General features: G+C 67.1%; 8 protein-coding genes and 1 tRNA gene. 5 read left to right on the top strand and 4 right to left on the bottom strand.

Features of this window, described 5'->3' with window-relative positions; genetic code table 11:
• Nucleotides 1-8: 8 nt before the first annotated feature.
• Nucleotides 9-2,105 carry a UvrD-helicase domain-containing protein gene (locus tag KDK95_RS00045; RefSeq protein ID WP_212515839.1) on the bottom strand — a complete coding sequence of 699 codons (2,097 nt, stop codon included), beginning with the start codon at nt 2,103-2,105 and terminating at the stop codon, nt 9-11.
• A 36-nt stretch (nt 2,106-2,141) separates the two neighbouring features.
• Here KDK95_RS00045 and drmD point away from each other — a divergent pair, with 36 nt between their 5' ends.
• The 5 genes from drmD (at nt 2,142) to drmC (ending at nt 16,051) form a co-directional block, all read left to right on the top strand.
• Nucleotides 2,142-5,480 (top strand): DISARM system SNF2-like helicase DrmD, encoded by a 3,339-nt coding sequence (drmD, locus tag KDK95_RS00040; protein ID WP_212515838.1) that lies wholly within the window; start codon nt 2,142-2,144, stop codon nt 5,478-5,480.
• A 6-nt stretch (nt 5,481-5,486) separates the two neighbouring features.
• Nucleotides 5,487-9,602 carry an Eco57I restriction-modification methylase domain-containing protein gene (locus KDK95_RS00035; protein ID WP_212515837.1) on the top strand — a complete coding sequence of 1,372 codons (4,116 nt, stop codon included), beginning with the start codon at nt 5,487-5,489 and terminating at the stop codon, nt 9,600-9,602.
• A gap of 103 nt (nt 9,603-9,705) precedes the next feature.
• Complete coding sequence (drmA, locus tag KDK95_RS00030; RefSeq protein WP_212515836.1) at nt 9,706-13,383, top strand: DISARM system helicase DrmA; 3,678 nt, start codon at nt 9,706-9,708, stop codon at nt 13,381-13,383.
• On the top strand, nt 13,380-15,269 hold the full coding sequence (drmB, locus tag KDK95_RS00025; RefSeq protein ID WP_212515835.1) for an MrfA Zn-binding domain-containing protein: 1,890 nt from the start codon (nt 13,380-13,382) through the stop codon (nt 15,267-15,269). The genes drmA and drmB overlap by 4 nt, the downstream gene beginning before the upstream one ends.
• Nucleotides 15,269-16,051 (top strand): DISARM system phospholipase D-like protein DrmC, encoded by a 783-nt coding sequence (gene drmC, locus KDK95_RS00020; RefSeq protein WP_212515834.1) that lies wholly within the window; start codon nt 15,269-15,271, stop codon nt 16,049-16,051. The genes drmB and drmC overlap by 1 nt, the downstream gene beginning before the upstream one ends.
• A 17-nt stretch (nt 16,052-16,068) precedes the next feature.
• Here drmC and KDK95_RS00015 read toward each other — a convergent pair whose 3' ends face one another.
• The 3 genes from KDK95_RS00015 to KDK95_RS00005 form a co-directional block, all read right to left on the bottom strand.
• Nucleotides 16,069-17,337, bottom strand: a complete 1,269-nt coding sequence (locus KDK95_RS00015; protein ID WP_212515833.1) for a hypothetical protein — start codon at nt 17,335-17,337, stop codon at nt 16,069-16,071.
• Nucleotides 17,334-18,194 (bottom strand): inositol monophosphatase family protein, encoded by an 861-nt coding sequence (locus tag KDK95_RS00010; protein WP_212515832.1) that lies wholly within the window; start codon nt 18,192-18,194, stop codon nt 17,334-17,336. Before KDK95_RS00010 ends, KDK95_RS00015 begins: the two co-directional genes overlap by 4 nt.
• Before the next feature lie 390 nt (nt 18,195-18,584).
• A tRNA-Lys gene (locus tag KDK95_RS00005) sits at nt 18,585-18,657 on the bottom strand.
• Nucleotides 18,658-18,666: the final 9 nt, after the last annotated feature.

Genomic DNA, 18,666 nt, shown 5'->3' with positions numbered 1-18,666 from the left:
GCCCGCGCTCACTTGGACTGCCCAGGTAAGAGCCGGCTCGGCTCCCCGCTGTACGACACGTGGAGGGAGTCTCGCGCGCGGGTCGCGGCAACGAACAGCAGGCAGCGCTCGCGCATCAGGTCGGCAGGATCGTCTCCGAGCTGGGCCGGTGGTATCACGCCTGCCTCCACGGCGATGAGAGCGACGCACTGGAACTCGAGGCCCTTGAGCTTGTGCATCGTGCAGACGCGAACGCCCCCGCCGTCCGCTGTGGCCTTGTCGATGACGACGGCGTCGAGTTCGTGAACGCGCAGCGCCTGCGCGGCCTCGTCGACCAGGTGTCGGGTGCGGGCTGCAACGACGATCGACTCGGCGGGGATTCCCTCATCGAGCCACTGCCTGACCCTGGCGGCGAGCGCGTCGAGTTCCTCGGCACGGTGCGCAGCGGCCCGCACCGTCGGTTTGCGTCCGTGCAGCAGCGATCGGTAGCCCGCGAGGCTGTCCTGCTGTTGGTCATCTTCGAGATCGGCGACATGCTCGCCGGTGAGGATGTGGGTGGCGTAGTCGAGGATCTCGCCGGTGCTGCGGTAGCCGAGTGTCAGCTTTCTGCTGCGGCCGCGTACTTCGATGCCGAGGCTGCGCAATGAAGCGTTGTTGCGGTAGATCCGCTGGTGCGGGTCGCCGACCAGGAACAGGTCGTCGACGTTCGGGGCGACGCACGCGCGCAGGAGGCGCCAATGCGCGGGGTGCAGGTCCTGTGATTCGTCGATGACAGCGTGCCGGTAGCGCGGCACGCACTGCTCGGCCTGGTAGCGGGCTGCCTCGGCCGCGATCTGCAAGAAGGTCCACCGGTTCGCTTCGCGCAGGTGCTCGGCTGCGGCATTGATGGCCTGCCATGCCGTTTCGCGCTGTCGCGGGCCGAGAGTCCCGCCGCGTCCAGTGCGGGTGCAGGCGAGGTACTGCTCCGCGGTGGTCAGATCTTGGGCCAGGACGACGTGCTCCCACTCGTCGGAGAGGAACTCCGCGGCGAACGGGGCCTGCGTTTCAGCGAGTGCATGTCGCCATGCCGCAGCCTGATCGGCGGCGCTGGCTACCGCCCACTGCTCGCCAAGCGATGCACGCTGCTCAGCGAAGACCGAATAGGCGAGCTGGTCGACGCCCTGGACGTCGATGGCCCCAAGTACGTCCGGGTCGGCGTCGAGCTTGGCCAGTGACGCGCGCAAGCTGTCGGACAGCGCGCGCGTGAACGTGGTGAGCAGCACGGGCAGCTCTGGGCGGCTCCTGGCTAGGTATACCGCCCGATGTAGCGCGACGACCGTCTTGCCGGTTCCCGCTGCACCCGTGACCAGCGCTGGCCCGGTGTAGGAGGGCGCGTACGCGAGGCGGTGCTGGCTCGGGTGCAGGAAGACGCGCCAGGCGTCGAAGGGCTGCGAGAGGATCGCTGAGAGTTCCGCCTCGCCGTCCACCGCAACGGCAAAGGACCGGCTGCGCTGCAGTGCCGCGCCAAGGTCGCCCGCATCAGCCGTCCCAGCTGCGCCGGACTGCGCAGCGTATCCGGCGCTGACCTCAGCCCAGGTCTCTTCGACGGTCAGCCCGCTGGCAAGCGCCGTGAGCACATCGGCCTGCGCCTGAGGCAGCAGCCGCTCCACGACCTGCAGCGCGGCCTCGCTGGTGATGTCCCTGACCAGCGGGAGCAGGTCCGGCTCGATGCCGAGACGAAGCAGGTCCTTGTCGGAGATGGCCTCGAACAGCCGCTCGGGCGCCTGCGCCGCCTGGACCCGCAGCGCCGGCGCGATCAGCTCGAGGTTTTCCGCGTCGCGCATCTCGATGACGCCGAGCGCCTGGTTCACGCTGAACTGCCGAGTCCGCGCGAATGCGATGGCCTCGTCGTGCGGCAGCACGTTGATCAGGCAGTATTGGTCGCCGCTTTCCGGGGCGAGCACGACGCCGCGCCAGAACTTGTCGATCCTGATCGTGCGAACGCGCTCGTCACGAGGGTTCTGGAGCTTCTCCAGGTGCAGGCCAGCGAACGTGTGTTCAGCGAACTTCCCGAACACGGACTGCACCCGTGCCCGCACGGGCGGCTCGAGCTTGGCGTAGGCCGGGAGGAACTCGCTGGCGAGCATCAGCTGAGGCACGGGCGCCAGAGTAGCGCCACCGCCGTGCCTGTGCGTACCCATAGACTTCCGCTGCGCGACGCTGCCACCTTCAGTGGTTCGCAGTCGCGCATTACGATGATCTACAGGTGGCGAGCGCGGTGGGACGCGGTGAGGGGTGCGCAGATGACTGAGGCCACGAGGTCTGCGGTACCGGGTGACGGCCAGCTGGTTACGGTGCGCAACCGGCCGTGGGTTGTGGCGGGTGTCGAGGCGTCGAGCGTCCGCGCGGATGATCCTCTCGCTGATCTGTCTACCCCGCCCCAGCACCTGGTGAGCCTGGTCTCGGTCGACTCCGATGCCCGGGACGAGGAACTGCGCGTTATCTGGGAGCTCGAGCCTGGGGCGCAGGTCAGCGAGTCGGGCGCGCTACCCGACCCGAGCCGGGGCTTCGACCGCCCGGAACTGCTGGACGCGTTCCTGCACGCGGTGCGCTGGGGCGCGGTCGCCTCGGCCGACACCCGCGCGCTGCAGGCCCCGTTCCGCTCCGGCATCCAGATCGAGGACTACCAGCTCGACCCCGTAGCGCGAGCACTGCGCATGCCGCGGGTCAACCTGCTGATCGCTGACGACGTGGGCCTTGGCAAGACGATCGAGGCGGGCTTGGTGATGCAGGAGCTGCTGCTACGCCACCGCGCCCGCACGATGCTGATCGTGTGTCCGGCCGGCCTGACCCGGCAGTGGCACGAGGAGATGCGCGACAAGTTCGGGCTCGAATTCCGCATCCTCGACACCGAACTGCTCAAGGACCTGCGCAGATCACAGGGCTTGTACGCGAACCCGTGGACGCACTATCCGCGGCTGATCGTCTCGATCGACTGGCTCAAGCGGGAGCGCCCGCTCCGACTGCTGCGCGAGGTTCTGCCCGGCGTGCCGCAATACCCGCGCGCCTTCGACCTGCTGGTCGTCGACGAGGTGCACACTTGCGCCCCCTCGGGCAGCGGCGGCTACGCCGTGGACTCCCTGCGTACCAAGGCGATCAAGACGCTTGCCCCGCACTGCGAACACCGCCTCTTTTTGTCGGCAACTCCGCATAACGGCTACCCGGAATCCTTCGAGGCGCTGCTCGAGCTTCTCGACGACCATCGTTTCGCCCGCGGGGTGCGGCCGACCGAGGAGCAGAAGGCGAAGGTGATGGTCCGCAGGCTCAAGCGAGACCTGCCGCCGCGCTGGGACGGCACGCCGCGCTTCCCCGAACGGGTGCTCGCGGCCGTGCCGGTCGCCTACGGCGAGGACTCACGTTCGGCGCACGCACTGCTCAGCGAGTATGCGACCAGTCGCCGTCAACGGGTCGGCGGCGCCGGCCAACAGACAGCCGAAGAGTTCGTCATCACCCTACTCAAGAAGCGATTACTCTCCAGCCCCCAGGCATTCGCGGAAACAATCGCGGTCCACCGCGAGACCATGCGCCGCCACAGCACGGACACGTTCGCGCAGACCGAGGCGAAAGAACTCCAACCGCGCGTGCTGCGGCCGCTGTTCGAACAGGTCGACGAGACCGCCGAGGACGACAAGGCCTTCGCGCAGGTCAGCGCCGACGCGCTGGCGGCTGCCCGCCGCGTGGCCGCACCCTTGAACGAGAAGGAAGAGGGCCTGCTCGAGCACCTGGAGACCTGGGCACGCACAGCGACCCGCCGCCCGGACGACAAGTTCGCCGCCTTCCGCGCCTGGCTCGAACCCATCATCCGGCCCCACAGCTCCAATCCGGGGTTGTCGAGCGCCGACGGCTGGTCCGACGAGCGCGTCATCGTCTTCACCGAATACCGCGACACGCAGGACTGGCTCTACGAACGGCTGATCAACGACGCGAGCGTGCCGAAGGAGCGGATGGCGCAGCTCTTCGGCGGCCAGGACGAGGACGAGCGCACCCACGTCAAAGAGGTCTTCCAGGACGATCCGGCGAACTCGCCGGTGCGCATCCTGCTGGCCACCGACGCCGCGAGCGAGGGCATCAACCTGCAGAACCATTGCCACAGGCTGCTGCACTGGGAGATCCCGTGGAACCCGAACCGCCTCGAACAGCGCAACGGCCGCATCGACCGGCACGGCCAAAGCGCGCCGAAGGTCGAGGTCTACCACTTCGTACCCGAGGGCTGGGACGAGCACGGCGCCCGAATGGCCGAGGAAGCCGACGGCTCGCTCGAGGACGAGCTGCACTTCCTGAGCACCGCGGTGCGTAAGGTCGAGCAGATCCGCGAAGACCTCGGCTCTGCAGGCGACGTGATCGCCCATCAGGTCGAACAGAAGATGCTCGGCAAACGCACCGACTGGCGCGGGGCCGAGACTGCCATCGCGCAGAAATCCTCCCGCGCACTGTTGCGCATCGAGCGCGACCTGCGCGACCGGCTCGGCGAACTCAGCTCCGCCCTGGACGGCTCCCGCGATGCACTCGAGTTGACCCCCGAGACACTCGAGCACGTCGTGCGCACGGCCCTTCGGCTTGCGCACGGCCGCGACCTGACCGAGGTTGCCCCGCCCAAAGGCTTCGACGGACGCTGCTTCACCTTGCCCGAACTCCCCGGTGCGTGGGCCGCGGCACGCAACGACGGCCTGCGCCACCCGGTCACCGGCAAGGAACGTCCGGTCACCTTCGACGACGAACGGGTCACCAGTAAGACCAACAACGTCGTCCTGCTGCACCTGGGCCACCGCCTCGTACAGATGTGCCTGCGCCTGCTGCGCGCCGAACTGTGGAAGGGCGGCGACGGCGCACGGCTGAGCCGCGTCACCGCACGCATCGTGCCCGGCGACCTGCTGCGCGCACCAGCTGTCGTCGCCCACGGCCGCGTCGTAATCACCGGCGCCGCGGGAGTACGACTGCACGAGGAAGTCGTGCTCGCCGGCGGCCGCATCGAAGCCGGCAAGCTCGAACCCCGCCCAGCCGAGGAACTGCGCATCTGGCTCGACGCGGCGGCAGACGAACAGCCACCGCAAGAGCTCCAAGACCAGCTCGCCGCCCTCTGGACCCAACTCGGCCCCGACGTGGCCCGCGCCCTGGCGAAGACCTCGGACCAGACCGCACGCAAGCAGGCGAAAACCCTGGACCGGCGCTGCACCCAGGAAATCGAGGACATGCGCGCGATTCTCACCGAACTGCGCCGGAACATCGAGTCCGCGCTCGACAACCGGCAGTGGTACGAGCAGCTCGACATCCTCACCGTCGCCGAAGAACGCGAACAGGCACGCCAAGACCGCAACGCCCTCGAACGCCGCTACCAGCAGCTTCCGCAACTCGAAGCGCAAGAATCCGAAGCGCTGCGCCGCCATTACGCCGACCCGTCTCCACGGCACTTCGCCGCTGCCGTGACGTTCCTCGTCCCCGCGTCGCTCGCCCACAGGAGGTGATCAGCCATGGCTCCCCGAATCAAGCGAAGCGAGCAGAACCCGGCCGACCAGCACGCTGAATGGCTCGGACTGTTGCGCCCCGACGGTCCGTTCCTCTCAGCATCCGTGCTCACCCGAGCCGACGCCTTCCCTCAAGGCCTGGAAAAGCTCACAGTCGAGCAGACCACACGCGTGCGCCAAGCCTGGAACGAGGTACAGGAAGACCCATACAGACTCGGCAGCGCCTGGCAAGACCTCGTCCTCGGCGAACTGCTCGGCTGGCGCGGCCAGGTCTGGCGCGACGGCGTGCCCGGCGACCTCGGCGCCGCGGCGTTCCACGGCGAAGGCACCCTGCGGCCCAACGGAGCGCTCATCGGACCGGCCACGCCCGGCAGCGGCGAGACTGGACCGCAGGAGCGCGTGCTCGTCTACCGGCTTCCCTGGCCGGAAGGCGTGCGGACCCGACTCGACAAGCCAGGACGAAACCAGACAGTCGCGCCAACCGATCAGGCCGCCGCCCTGTGCCGGGCCCGCAAGGTGCCGCTGGCCCTGTTAACAAACGGCCGCGAGTTCGCCCTCGTGCATTCTCGGGAAAGCCAGCCGGTCAGCGTCGCCCGTTTCGACCCGGACCTGTGGCTTGAAGAACCGCTGCTGCTGCGCGCCTTCGCCACGCTACTCAAGCCGGGACGTGCCGCGCTGCCCGAACGCGACGCACGAGGCGAGTTCACTGGCTCGCTCGCCGCCCTGATCGCCCGCACCGTCGACGACCGAGCCGAGGTGACCAACACCCTCGGCAAGCAGGTGCTTCTCGCCGTCGAGCTACTCACCGGGGAGCTGTCGCGACTGGACCGGGAAGCCGGACTCCAGCTGCTCAACGACGTCGAGCCACGCGCGGTCTACCGCGCGGCCCTCACGGTCATGATGCGCCTGGTGTTCCTGCTCTACGCCGAGGAACAGCGGCTGCTGCCGATCGACGACCCGCTCTACCAGGAGTCATACGCCGTCGGCACACTTTACGCGCAGTTGCACGAGACCGGATCGCGCGAGGGCGCGGAGATCGGCGACCGGCAGGCCGCCGCGTGGCCGCGCCTGATCGCCCTATTCGGAGCGATCTACAACGGCTGCGTCCACCCGGACCTGCGCATCCCGGCGTACGGCGGCTCACTCTTCGACCCGAGCGAATTCCCCTGGCTCGCACCGATGCAGGTGACCGACCGCGTTGTCTACCGCATACTCGACGCGCTGCTCATGCTGCGCATCGACAAGAGCGGCCGACGACGCGACACTCCCGAGCGGTTGTCCTACAAGGGCCTGGACGTCGAACAGATCGGGCACGTGTACGAGGGTCTGCTCGAGTTCTCCTGCCTGCGCGTAGAAGAGCCGTATCTCGGCCTGACCGGCAAGAACGAGCCCGAGATTCCACTGTCGAAGATGCTGTCGTGGCCGGAGTCTGCGCTCGAGAGTGAGCTCAAGGCGGCGATGAACGCGACGGATGTACAGGTCGCGAAGGGCCTGGCCAGGCCGATCGGCGATATCGAGTACGCGAACCTGCACGCCGCCTGTGATAACGACGCTGAATTGGCCGAAGCCGTCAAGCCGTTCCACGGCCTGCTGCGCCGAGACCTGCGGGGCCTGCCGACGGTGTTCCCCAAGGGCTCGCTCGTCATCACGCAGGTCGGCGACCGGCGGAATACGGGTACGCACTACACGCCGCGCGCGCTCGCGGAAGAGGTCGTCAAGTACACGCTCGAGCCACTGAGCTACAAGCCGGGGCCGGCGGACGGTGTACCGGCTGATCCCACGAACGTGCTTCCGGCGGAGGAGCTGCTGAAGCTGCGCGTGCTCGACCCGGCGATGGGTTCCGGGGCATTCCTCGTCTCAGCATGCAGGTACTTGAGTGAGCGCGTCGTCGAGGCTTGGGAGCGCGACGGACGGCCGGAGGACATCGCTGCGATCGAGGACCGCGATTTGCTGCTGCTGGCAGCGCGGCGCATGGTTGTCGACCGGTGTTTGTACGGCGTCGACCGCGACCCGATGGCCGTCTCGCTCGGCAAGCTTTCGCTGTGGTTGGTGACGCTGGCCAAGGGACGCCCGTTCTCCTTCGTGGACCATGCGCTGAGGTGTGGGGACTCGTTGGTGGGCACGATCACGGCTGAGCAGATCACGGCGTTCCACCTGGACCCGGGACGGCAGTCGGTCCAAAACGACCTGCTCATCAACATGCTTCGGGACAAGGCCGCGCCACTCTTCGCACAGGCGGCAGAGCTCCGACGCGAGATCGAACTGATGCCGGACAACGACATCCGCGATGCCGATGCCAAGGCGAAGCTGCTCGAGGAGGCAGAAGGACTGACAGGGCAGCTGCGTTTGGTCGCGGACGCGGTGGTCGCGGCAGCGCTCGCGACGGCGGAGCAGAGGTCAGAGGAGGCGTACGACGACCGGTTGGCGTCGATCGCACCGAAGCTAGCGGACGCCCTGAGCGGGGATTCGGCTGCTGAGAGCGAGATGCGAACGGCTCTGGATGGGTGGCTCAAGGGTCCTGAGGGCGGCCCACGGACCGAGCCGATCCGCCCACTGCATTGGGCACTAGAGTTCCCGGAAGTGTGCGGCACGTCGTCGGGAAGTGCGCCAACGCATGCATTCGATGCAGTGGTTAGCAATCCGCCCTTCTTAGGAGGGAAAAAAGTCACCGGCCCGCTTGGCGACGACTATCGGGGCTATCTAGTCGAGCGGCTTGCCGCTGGCGTTCGCGGTTCGGCTGATTTGTGCTCCTATTTTCTGCTTCGATACGCGTCCGTAGCTTCGCATGGACGCTTCGGAATCATTGCTACAAATACGATCGCGCAAGGAGACTCTCGCGAGGTCGGCCTGGATCAGCTGGAGCGTCATGACCTCCGAATCTATCGAGCGGTCAAGTCTCAGCAGTGGCCTGGTGCTGCAAACGTCTCAGTATCGCTACTTTGGTGTGGCCGAATCGGCGAAGCGGAATGCCGCATACTTGACGGTCGTCTGGTGCAAGCCATTTCTTCATCCTTGGACCCCGAGTCGCGCGCGGAGGGACGCCCAGAGCGATTGACCGCGAATATGGCCTGCGCATTTATCGGATCATTCGTAAATGGCATCGGATTTGTACTGCAGCCCGCTGAAGCGGACGCATTGATCTCAGCCGATTCACGTACGGGCGACGTCATTTACCCCTATCTCAATGGTGACGATCTCAATTCGCGACCTGATTGCTCACCCAGTCGCTGGGTAATTGATTTTCAGGACTGGGATGTCGATCGAGCATCTACCTATCCGGACGTGTTCCGGATCGTGGTTGACAGAGTAAAGCCGTCTCGGGATTCCAGCAGCGGCAAGGATTATCGGAAGTTTTGGTGGCGGTTTGGCAGGCGCAGCGTGGGTCTCGGTGAAGCGAGCAGAGGCCTAGCGCGGGTGATCGTAATCTCGCTTGTGAGCAAGTACGGCATGGTGGCGATGGTGCCCACTGGAACTGTCTTTTCGCATGCGCTTGGCGTCTTCGCGTCAGACGATCCCGCCTTCTTCGCCTTGCTCTCCAGCGCGTTCCACTTCGCGTGGTGGACGGAGAAGGGCAAGTCGACCATGCGAAACGATCTCCGCTACACCCCGTCCGACGGGTTCGAGACGTTCGCGCGGCCGGACCTCACCGACGAACTCCGTGAGCTCGGCACGCGCCTTCACGAGGTCCGCTCCGCGACCATGCTTCGCCGCGATCTGGGGCTGACCAAGCTCTACAACCTGTTCCACGATCCCTCGAACGACGATCCGGACATTGTCGAACTCCGTGAGATCCATAAGCTCATCGACGAGGCCGTCTTCCGTGCCTACCAGCAGACTCCGGACTGCGCCGAATGGACCGACCTGGACCTCAACCACGGCTTCCACACCACGAGCCACGGTCTCCGGTACACCATCGACCCCGTTGTCCAGGTCGAGATCCTTGACCGCCTCCTCGAGCTCAACCATCTGCGCTACGCCGAGGAAGAGAGACTCGGACTGCACGATAAGAAGAAGACGGTGAAGCGCGCCGCGTCCAAGCGCACGACCGCTCTGCCGCCGCCTCCCGACTTCAGCGGCGATCTGGCTCTCGCTGCCGACGACGACTCCGGGCGGCTCTTCTGATGACCGGTACACGCTTCGAGGGTGCGCCAGCTTCGGCGGGCTATGCCCGCCCCGTGGCGAGTGTCGAAGGCTTCTGTCGGGACGCGCTCGTAGTGTGGTCGGCATGAGCGAAGAACTCCCCGCTGACGCGCTGCCTCCTGCTGGAGGCACCGAGCCGGTGCTGCGTGCCCCCACCGCGCAGGAGGTGCGTGACGAGCTGGCGGATATGGTCGTGTCGGATCTCCGCGGGCCCGTCTTCGGTGACGAGGAGTCGCTCGCCAATGATCCGCGCGAGTGGTATGTGCTCGGCAAGCTCGCGCCGGACGGCACTGAGGTAGCACCCGACGAACTCGATGAGCTCGCGGAGAGCGACGGCGCCTTGGCCGACGATAACGGCGCGGACATAGAGACCCAGGCGCCGAACACCTCGTCGCTCGTGCCCTCCTCCATCGGGTTCACCGCGCGGGTCGAGGGCTCGGTCACTGAACTGCTCGTTTCCGCCGCTTGGGGCGAGTACGAGAGCGTCCCCGATCCAGACCGGCCGAAGGCGCGTCGCTATCAGCGACGGCAGCGCGGCGGCGAGATCCCCGTCAAGCTCGCCGAGGGTCCGATCGCCGCGCGGGCGCTCGACCCCGAAGTGCCCGACGTGAAGGTGCGCGGCCGGGTGCGCTGGCACGACGACGCGTGGCTGGTGACGCTGTTCCTGGTGAACGCTCAGCACGGTCTCGGCGTGCGCCCATGGGTCTTTCAGGCGGCGCTCGCCGCCCGTGCAGCGGACGGCTCTGGGTGTTTCCTGCCACGCCGTTCGGCGGACCGCACCAGCAGGGGCGGGGATGCGGAGGATCGTGCCGAGCAGCGGCGTCTGTCCATGACCTATCGGTTCCTCCCGGAGTTCGCGGTTGGCCACGGCTGCGGGGTGAAGACGAAGACCGACGAGGCGGATCGTATGCGCGCCGTGCGGATCAGCACGGCCACTGCGCCCGAGCACGAGCTCGCGGCGACGGACGTGCCCGATGCCGTCGCGGATCCGGATCTTCCCGAACTGGCCGAACTCGTTCTCGACATGAAGGTGCTTGCGGATCTCGAGGTCGAGCCGCTTCGCGCGGCGCTCATGCCCCTGGTCACCGGTTACCGCGCCTGGATTGACCGGGCTGAGCGTCGCGCAGCGGAACCGGAGGCGCGTCTTACCGGCTTCGGTCGCGAAGTCCGCGATACTCTCGCCGCCGCCCGTGAGGCGGCCACTCGTATCGAAGCCGGCATCGACCTGCTCACGGGCGCCGACGAAGTGCGGGACGAGCGCGCGCTGGCCGCGTTCCGGTTCGCGAACAGCGCCATGCACCTCCAGCGCATCCACACGATCGCCTCGGCGGCGCGTCGCCGCGATCCTAGCCTCGCGCCGGAAACGGCGGTTGCGGAGGCTGACGCGGACGACCTGGCTCCTCGCAACCGTTCGTGGCGGCCGTTCCAGCTTGCCTTCCTACTGTTGAATCTGCCCGCGCTGGCCGACCCAGGTCATCGGGAGCGCTCCACCGACTCCGGCACGGCGGTGGCGGACCTGCTTTGGTTCCCGACCGGTGGCGGAAAGACAGAGGCCTATCTCGGTCTGACGGCATTCACCCTCGCCGTGCGCCGCCTGCAGCCCCAATTCGGCGGTTACCGCGCCGATCACGGGATCGCGGTCCTGATGCGTTACACGCTGCGGCTGCTGACAATTCAGCAGTTCCACCGTGCTTCCGCCCTTATCTGTGCATGCGAGGTTCTACGACGCGCCGACACCGAACGGTGGGGGAACGAGCCGTTCCGGATCGGGCTGTGGGTCGGTGGCGAAGTCACACCGAACACGGTGGATCGCGCCGATGAGTACGTGAAGGAGGCACACCGCGACCGGGGTCGGCCTCGGCTCGGCGGAGGCAGCCCGCATCAGCTCACGCACTGCCCGTGGTGCGGGAGTGCCCTGGAGGCAGCCCGCGCCATCACTGTGGACCTCAAGGGCCTGCGCCGCACGTGGGTGCGCTGTCCCGACCTCATGTACTGCCCCTTCGGGCCTATGGGCGAGTACTCCGGCGCCGCGGGAGCTGAACCTGGGCTACCGGTGGTCGTCACCGACGAGGAGCTCTACCGGCTGCTGCCGTCCCTGGTAATCGCCACAGTCGACAAGTTCGCGCAGCTTCCCTGGCAGGGCGCCACCCGCACGCTGTTCGGCGGTGTGGATCGGTATTGCGAGCGCCACGGTCATCTCGCCGCGGAGACTACGAGCGCTTCCTGGGAGAGCGCCACAGGCCATCAGGCCACCGATTCCCTTCCCGCCGCGCGCATCCTTCCCGGCACGAGGATCCGGCCGCCGGACCTGATCGTCCAAGACGAGCTGCACCTGATCTCTGGGCCGCTCGGTTCCCTCGTCGGGCTCTATGAGTCTGCGGTAGACCGCCTCGCCACCTGGGAGCGCGAGCCTGGACAGCCGGTGCGGCCCAAGGTGATCGCCTCCACCGCGACCGTGCGACGGGCTCGCAACCAGATCGGGGCGCTGTTCAACCGGGAGACGCGCGTCTTCCCACCGCCCGGCCTCGACGCCGACGACTCGTTCTTCGCCCGCACCCGCCCGACCACCGGTCTCGGCAGCAAGCCCGGCCGCCTCTACATCGGCTTGTGCGCGCACGGATCCCGCATCAAGAACACGCACATCCGGGTCTACGTCGCGCTCCTGGCGGCCGCGCACGCACTGCACGAGAAGTACGGGCGCAACGAGGTCACCGACCCGTACATGACCGTCGTCGGATACTTCAACTCGCTACGCGACCTCGGCGGCATGCGCCGCCTCGTCGAGGACGACGTGAGCACCAGGGTAGGTCGAGCGGACGAACGCGGACTGGCAAACCGCCGCGAGCCACAAGTGCGCGAGCTGACCTCCCGCATGTCGAACGACGACATCCCAGTCATCCTGGCCGAGCTCGAACGGGCCTACACCAACCGATCCGCAGGATACGGCCCAGATGCGGCGCCGAGCCGACCCAGAGCCGAAACGCCGCGCGCCGTCGACGTACTACTGGCCACCAACATGATCGCCGTCGGCGTTGACGTTTCCCGACTCGGGGCGATGATCGTGGCCAACCAGCCGAAATCCACCGCCGAATACATTCAGGCGACCAGCCGCGTCGGCCGGGCCGCACCGGGCCTCGTATTTACGGTCTACAACTGGGCCAGGCCCCGCGACCTGTCCCACTACGAATCCTTCGAAGCGTTCCACGCGACCATGTACCAGCACGTCGAGGCCCTGTCGGTAACCCCTTTCGCCGACCGGGCCATCGATCGCGGCCTGTCCGGGGTGCTTGCCGCACTCGTGCGGGACCTGCGCCCGGACTACAACACGAATCTCGGCGCCGGGTACCTGACACGTGACTCCGAGCTCGCCGACCACGTCGGCCAGTACCTCAAGCGCCGGGCCGTGGACGTCGTCGGACCGCGAGTCGCCGGCGAGCGGATACTGCGCCACGTCGACGACCGGCTGGACTACTGGGAGCGTCGCAGGCGCGCGCCCGGCATCAGGCTCGGCTACCGCCCCGGCCGCGGCCCGGACTCCGGCGACATCGAAGCGCTGCTGCGCGAGCCAGAGTCGGGCGCATGGACGCGCTTCACCTGCCCGACCTCGCTGCGCAATGTCGAACCTGGCATCCAGCTCATTCTCAGCCACGACCCCGAGAGCCACACCCGCGTCGAGGAAAGCGCGGCCGAGCCCGAGTGGACACCCCGACCTGCCGAGGACGACCAGAACCCCACGAGCGACGAATCAGGAGCCGAGCAGTGAGCCCCGCCCCCGACAACCGGTTCCGGGTCGGCGAACTGCGCCCGAGCCAGTTGCTGCACACCTTCGGCATCGGCTCCATCGCGGACCTCCCCAACCTCTCCGTCATGGTGATGGGCCTGGACCGCTGGGACCCCGGCAGCGCCTCCGTAATAGCGGAACAACGCCTCCTCGCCGCCGTCCGGCGCAAGCTCGGCCCGCAGGTCGCTCAACTCCGCCTGCCGCCGCACCAACCGAAGACCCGCGACCCGTTCGGCAGTTGGGCCAGCGTCGGCGTACCCGTCGAGGTGTTCCCAGGCTGGCTACGCTGTTCGAACCCGAGCTGCAATCTGCTCGCGCCCGCGCGCTCGGGCCTGTTCACCCTCAAGGCGAACAGCTACGCGCCGGAGAAGACGCGATACGTGCATAACCACCGAGTCCCTGCGACGGCGCTGCCCGCCCGCTTCGTGCTCGCCTGCCCCAACGGCCACCTTGACGACTTCCCTTGGCTCTTCTTCGTGCACGGCGGCACAGACCCCGGTCCCGGTCACACGCTGACTCTTGTCGAGCGGGGTACCACCGGCGAGGCGGCGAACATCTTCGTCCGCTGCTCATGCAACGAAAGCCGCAGCATGGCCGACGCCATCGGCCACACGAATCAGGCCAACCTCCCTGCCTGCCGCGGTCGCCACCCCCACCTGGACAAGTTCGACTCATGCGGCGAGCAGACCCGCACGCTGGCCTTGGGCGCCACCAACAGCTGGTTCGCCATGCAGCTCAAGGTATTCTCGCTGCCACGTACTGACGAGCCGGTCGAACAGGCCGTGCGCGAGCATTGGGAATCGCTGAGCATCCTCGCCCCGCTGCCCGCCGAGACGGTCAAGGCTCTACTTCCTACCCAGAGTGCTTGGCAAGTCCTCGAGCAATTCGGCGTCGAGAGCGTCTATCAGACCATCGCAGCCCTGCACGCGTCCGCCGTGGCCCCGGGAGCCGACGAGGAAAGTGAGACGCAGGAACAAGCCGTCGACCTACGAGCGCCTGAATGGGACGCGTTCACCGACCAGCGCGAGCACAACCTCGACGACTTCTCGACCCGCCGCGAGCGTGGACGAATCGTGCCCGCAGGAGATACCGGGGCAGCGAGCGCCCTGGCCGACATTGTGCGCGTCACCAAGCTCCGCGAGGTCAGCGCCCTCTACGCTTTCACCCGACTCGACGCGCCGGACTGGGACACCTCCGCAGGTGCCGTCGGCGCCGACAACCGACGATGCGCGCCGATCAGCTCGAACCCGCCGAGTTGGGTGCCCTGCGCCGAGACACGCGGCGAAGGAATCTTCCTCCGCTTCGACGAGGCACGCATCGCCCGCTGGGAACAACTCGCCGCCGTACGCGAGCGCGAAGCCGTCCTGCGCACCGCACATGCCAGGTGGTGCCAGAGAATGGGCGCTCAGCTGGACTGGCCGGGCGTCCGATACGTCTTGCTGCATACGCTCGCGCATTGCCTCATCCGCGAATTCGCCCTTGAGTGCGGCTACGGAGCGTCCGGAATCAGCGAGCGCATTTACGCCAGGAGCGGGGACCAGCCCATGGCCGGCTTCCTCCTGTACACAGCTGCACCCGACAGCGAGGGCACCCTCGGCGGGCTCGTGAGCCTTGGCGAGAAGGACCGTCTAGTCCCGCTGCTCGGTCAGGCGATGGAGGCTGCGCAACTGTGCGGCTCCGACCCCTTGTGCGCCGAGCACGATCCGCGCGAGCACGGCCGACTTCACGGGGCGGCGTGCCACGCGTGCCTGTTCGCCGCCGAGACGTCCTGCGAGACCGGCAACCGCTACCTCGACCGCGCCCTCCTCGTGGACACCTTCGCGCAGAGCGGAATCGGCTTCTTTGATCTCCTACCCGCGATGGCTTGATGTCCGGCGAACCTTACGGAAGCGACCGCCTTCCCGAGGTCCTGGCGAAAGTCGCCACCTCGCTCGGCCCGGCCCACGTTCGGGCGTGGGCACAGGTGCTCGAACCGCTCGTGCGACCCGATTCTGGACTCGTGGCCTCTCTCGTGCGCGCCCGGCCCGGAGACCCCCGGCTGGGGCCGCTAGCCGGGCAACTCGCGGCGGCATGGCGGGCTACTGAGCCGCAACCGCACGGCGCGGCGCTCGCTCTCTCGCTACGCACAGCCATGTCTCAGTACGAGTCGTGGAAGGCCGATCACGCACTCGAATGGGTGATCTCGGGTCCAAGCGACCGCACTGAACCCGTCCGCCACACCGCTGCCGTCGCATCCAGCATCATCGCTAGGGCCGAGCACAGCATCCTCCTGGCAACGTACGCAGCCAACGACATCGCGGATATAGCGACCGACCTGACTGCAGCCGCAACCAGAGGTGTGCGCATCGACGCGATCGCGGAGACCCGCGGTACCGAAGCCGCAGCGCGCCTCAGCCGGATCCCAGGCATGAACGTGTGGCACTGGCCCGAGCACCTTCGGCCTGTCGGCGCCGCAATGCACGCCAAGTTCATCGCGGTCGACGACTCCTGGCTGCTTCTCGGCAGTGCCAACCTCACCGGCAGGGCGATGGGCTCCAACCTCGAGGTCGGAGCCGTGATCCATGCGCCTGCCGACGTCCAGCGCCTGACGCGGCACTTTGCGATGCTCATGTCTCCGGCCCGCGGAACGCTCGTGCAGTACCAGCCTTGACAGCAATGAATACGAGGCTATCGTCCTGCGCGTTTCCATGCGTCAAGGAACTCGCGGTAGAGGAACCGCTGGTACGGCTGCGCGCCTGTGAAGGTGCGCTGTTTCCCGATGGTGCGGGCGGAGACCCACAGGCCGCTGACTTTTGGTACTCCTGGCGCGGCCTGGGCGACCGAGGCGACTGACGAGACGAGTTCTTGTTCGAGCGGAGAGAGTTCGACGCGCCGCAGGCCAAGGCGCTCGAGCAGGTGGCGGGTTACGCCCTCGATGTCGCGAGCGAAGCGGATCTGGTCCTCGTCGGTGATGCAGTCGATGATGGCCTGCCGTAGTTCGGCGGCACGATCTCGGTATTCCCGGACCCGGCTGACCACCAGTTCGATCCAGTCCGGATCCGGGATGGTTCCGGTCTCCTGCGCGGTCCAGAGTCTTCCGCCGAGTAGGGGAAGTTCGAGCTGGAGCAGGCGTAGCCGGTGGGTCTCTTCGACGCCGGCGGCGTCGGCGAGGCTGTCGTGGATGCCGCGGACCGCGCGGATCAGGTCGAGTACCGCAGCGTCGGTCGCGCCCCGTCGGGTCAGGTCGAATGTCAGGGAGAAGTCGCGGCGCAGCGGGTGGGACTGGTAGGCCACGTGGCAAGCCTCGGCGCGTGCCCGGTATTTCATCCCGCGCGCGAGAGTCGCCATCACGTACGGGCCGTCGCCGGGTTCGGCAATGGTGTCGAGGGCGCCGGCCAGTAGCAGTGCGGCGGCGCGTGCCCAGCGGCCGAACTCGTCGTCCTCGACTCCGTCCTGGGTGGGTATTCGTTCTCGATGGTGTCCGGTGGCGATCTTGACTTCGCTGTGCTGGAAGGCTCCCCAGGCGCGCAGCCGCTCGGATAACCCGTTCTGGCGCCCAACGGTGCTCTGGTCGATGGAGAATGCCTGGTCGACGAACCGCGCCATGCTCTTGATGCCGTTCGCGCCTTGCAGATCAGCGATGGCGCGGCGTTCGAGGGCGCGGGCGCTGGATTGCTTTTTCGAGTCGAGTTGCAGCGGGCTGAGCAGGCCCGCCGCCATCAGCGACTGCAGCAGCAGAGGTCGTTGGCCGAAGTCAGCGGGCTCGGGGTTGTGCAGGAGCGGGTGGGAGACGTAGACATGCGTCATGAAGATCAGTGACTGGATGATCTCAACAAAACACTGCTGGGCGAACGGATCGCCTGGCCGTGCGTGGCGATTCTGAGAGACCAAATAGTCCTCTGCGCTGATCAGCGAGGTGACGTCGATCAGTACGTCGGTGCCGTGGCTCTCGGTCATCGACCGGCAGCCTCCAAGAACCACGCGACGGTCTTGGGCTGCCCCATCACCGTGGAGGAGAACACCGGCGTCGCCGCGGATAGAAGCTCCGGCCCCAGCGGCAACTCAGTGCCTGTCTCATCGCAGTCGCGCAGGCCGCAGGCGCGTCCGAGCGCGAGCCCGGCCGCGCCGTCCCACAGCTTCTGCTCGCGTCGAGAGAACAAGGAGAACGCGGGCAGAGCTGGATCGGTCAAGTTCGTGAGGTCGACGGCGGTGCGGACCATGTCGAGCGTCTGGGAGGTGGTCCGCGTCTTGAGTTGGTATCCCGCGGCCTTGGCGGCCGGGTCTACGGCGCGTACCGGCGAGCCTTCGCTCCGGGTGAGCGATAGCCACTGCGCATTGCCAGACGCCGTCGGTTTCGTAGCAGGGACGCCGTTCACCGAGATACGTGCGCTTGTGACATCCGCAGTGACCAGGACTGGTGTCCGATCGCGGCCGAGTTCGGGAGCGAGAACGAAGGCCGCCGATGGCTGCCAGTCCTCCAAGAGGCACACGACGCTGCAGAACTCGGTCCTGTTTCCTCGGACGAACTCCGCGGTTCCATCGATCGGATCCACGACCCATACGCGCCCCTGAGCTGCCAGTACCTCCGTGCGCACGCTCGTGCGTTCGTCCTCCTCCGCGATGACGACGGCGGACGGCTCTATGGCCCTGATCGCGTCCAGGATCGACCTCTGGACTTCGACATCCGCCTCAGTCAGCAGCGTCTTGTCCGCCTTGACCTCGATGGGTAGATCGGCGATTCGCTCACGGTACCGAGTGAAGGCGGGCAGAAGGAGCGCATTCAGATACACCCACAACTCGTCGACATCGGTCACGCGCGCGCTCCGTCGGCCATGCTCATCGTAGATCCTCGCCGCTGTGGTAGCTGTTGCAGAGTGCTTACAAGGCTACTGTCGGCGCCCTACCGACGCCATGCTTGACGCACATGGGGTCGGCCTCGAGTCTGGATGCTATGTCTTACTGTGAACGGCTCAAGGGAACCTGAGGACGGCCTAAAGCGCCCGACTGCCTTGCCGTCGGCAGGGCACACGAGGATGACGGTGACCAAGAGATTCGACCCGTCGATTCCCGCAGAGCGAAATGTCAGCGACACCGCCCCAAGATCATTCCGGGCCCCTCCCACTTCCCTCCCGCCGACGCCCGCGTACGGCCATTCGGATGGGAGGGTGAACGTTAAAAGTGCACGTCAAACCCATGATCGCGGGTGGGGCGCGTGGGACTCGAACCCACAACCCAAGGATTAAAAGTCCTCTACTCTGCCAATTGAGCTAGCGCCCCGGCACAACC

Source organism: Actinospica acidithermotolerans, assembly GCF_018139625.1.
Lineage (GTDB): Bacteria > Actinomycetota > Actinomycetes > Streptomycetales > Catenulisporaceae > Actinospica > Actinospica acidithermotolerans.
Note: the sequence above shows the minus strand (reverse complement) of the source record. Positions and strands in the feature narration are given on the sequence as shown.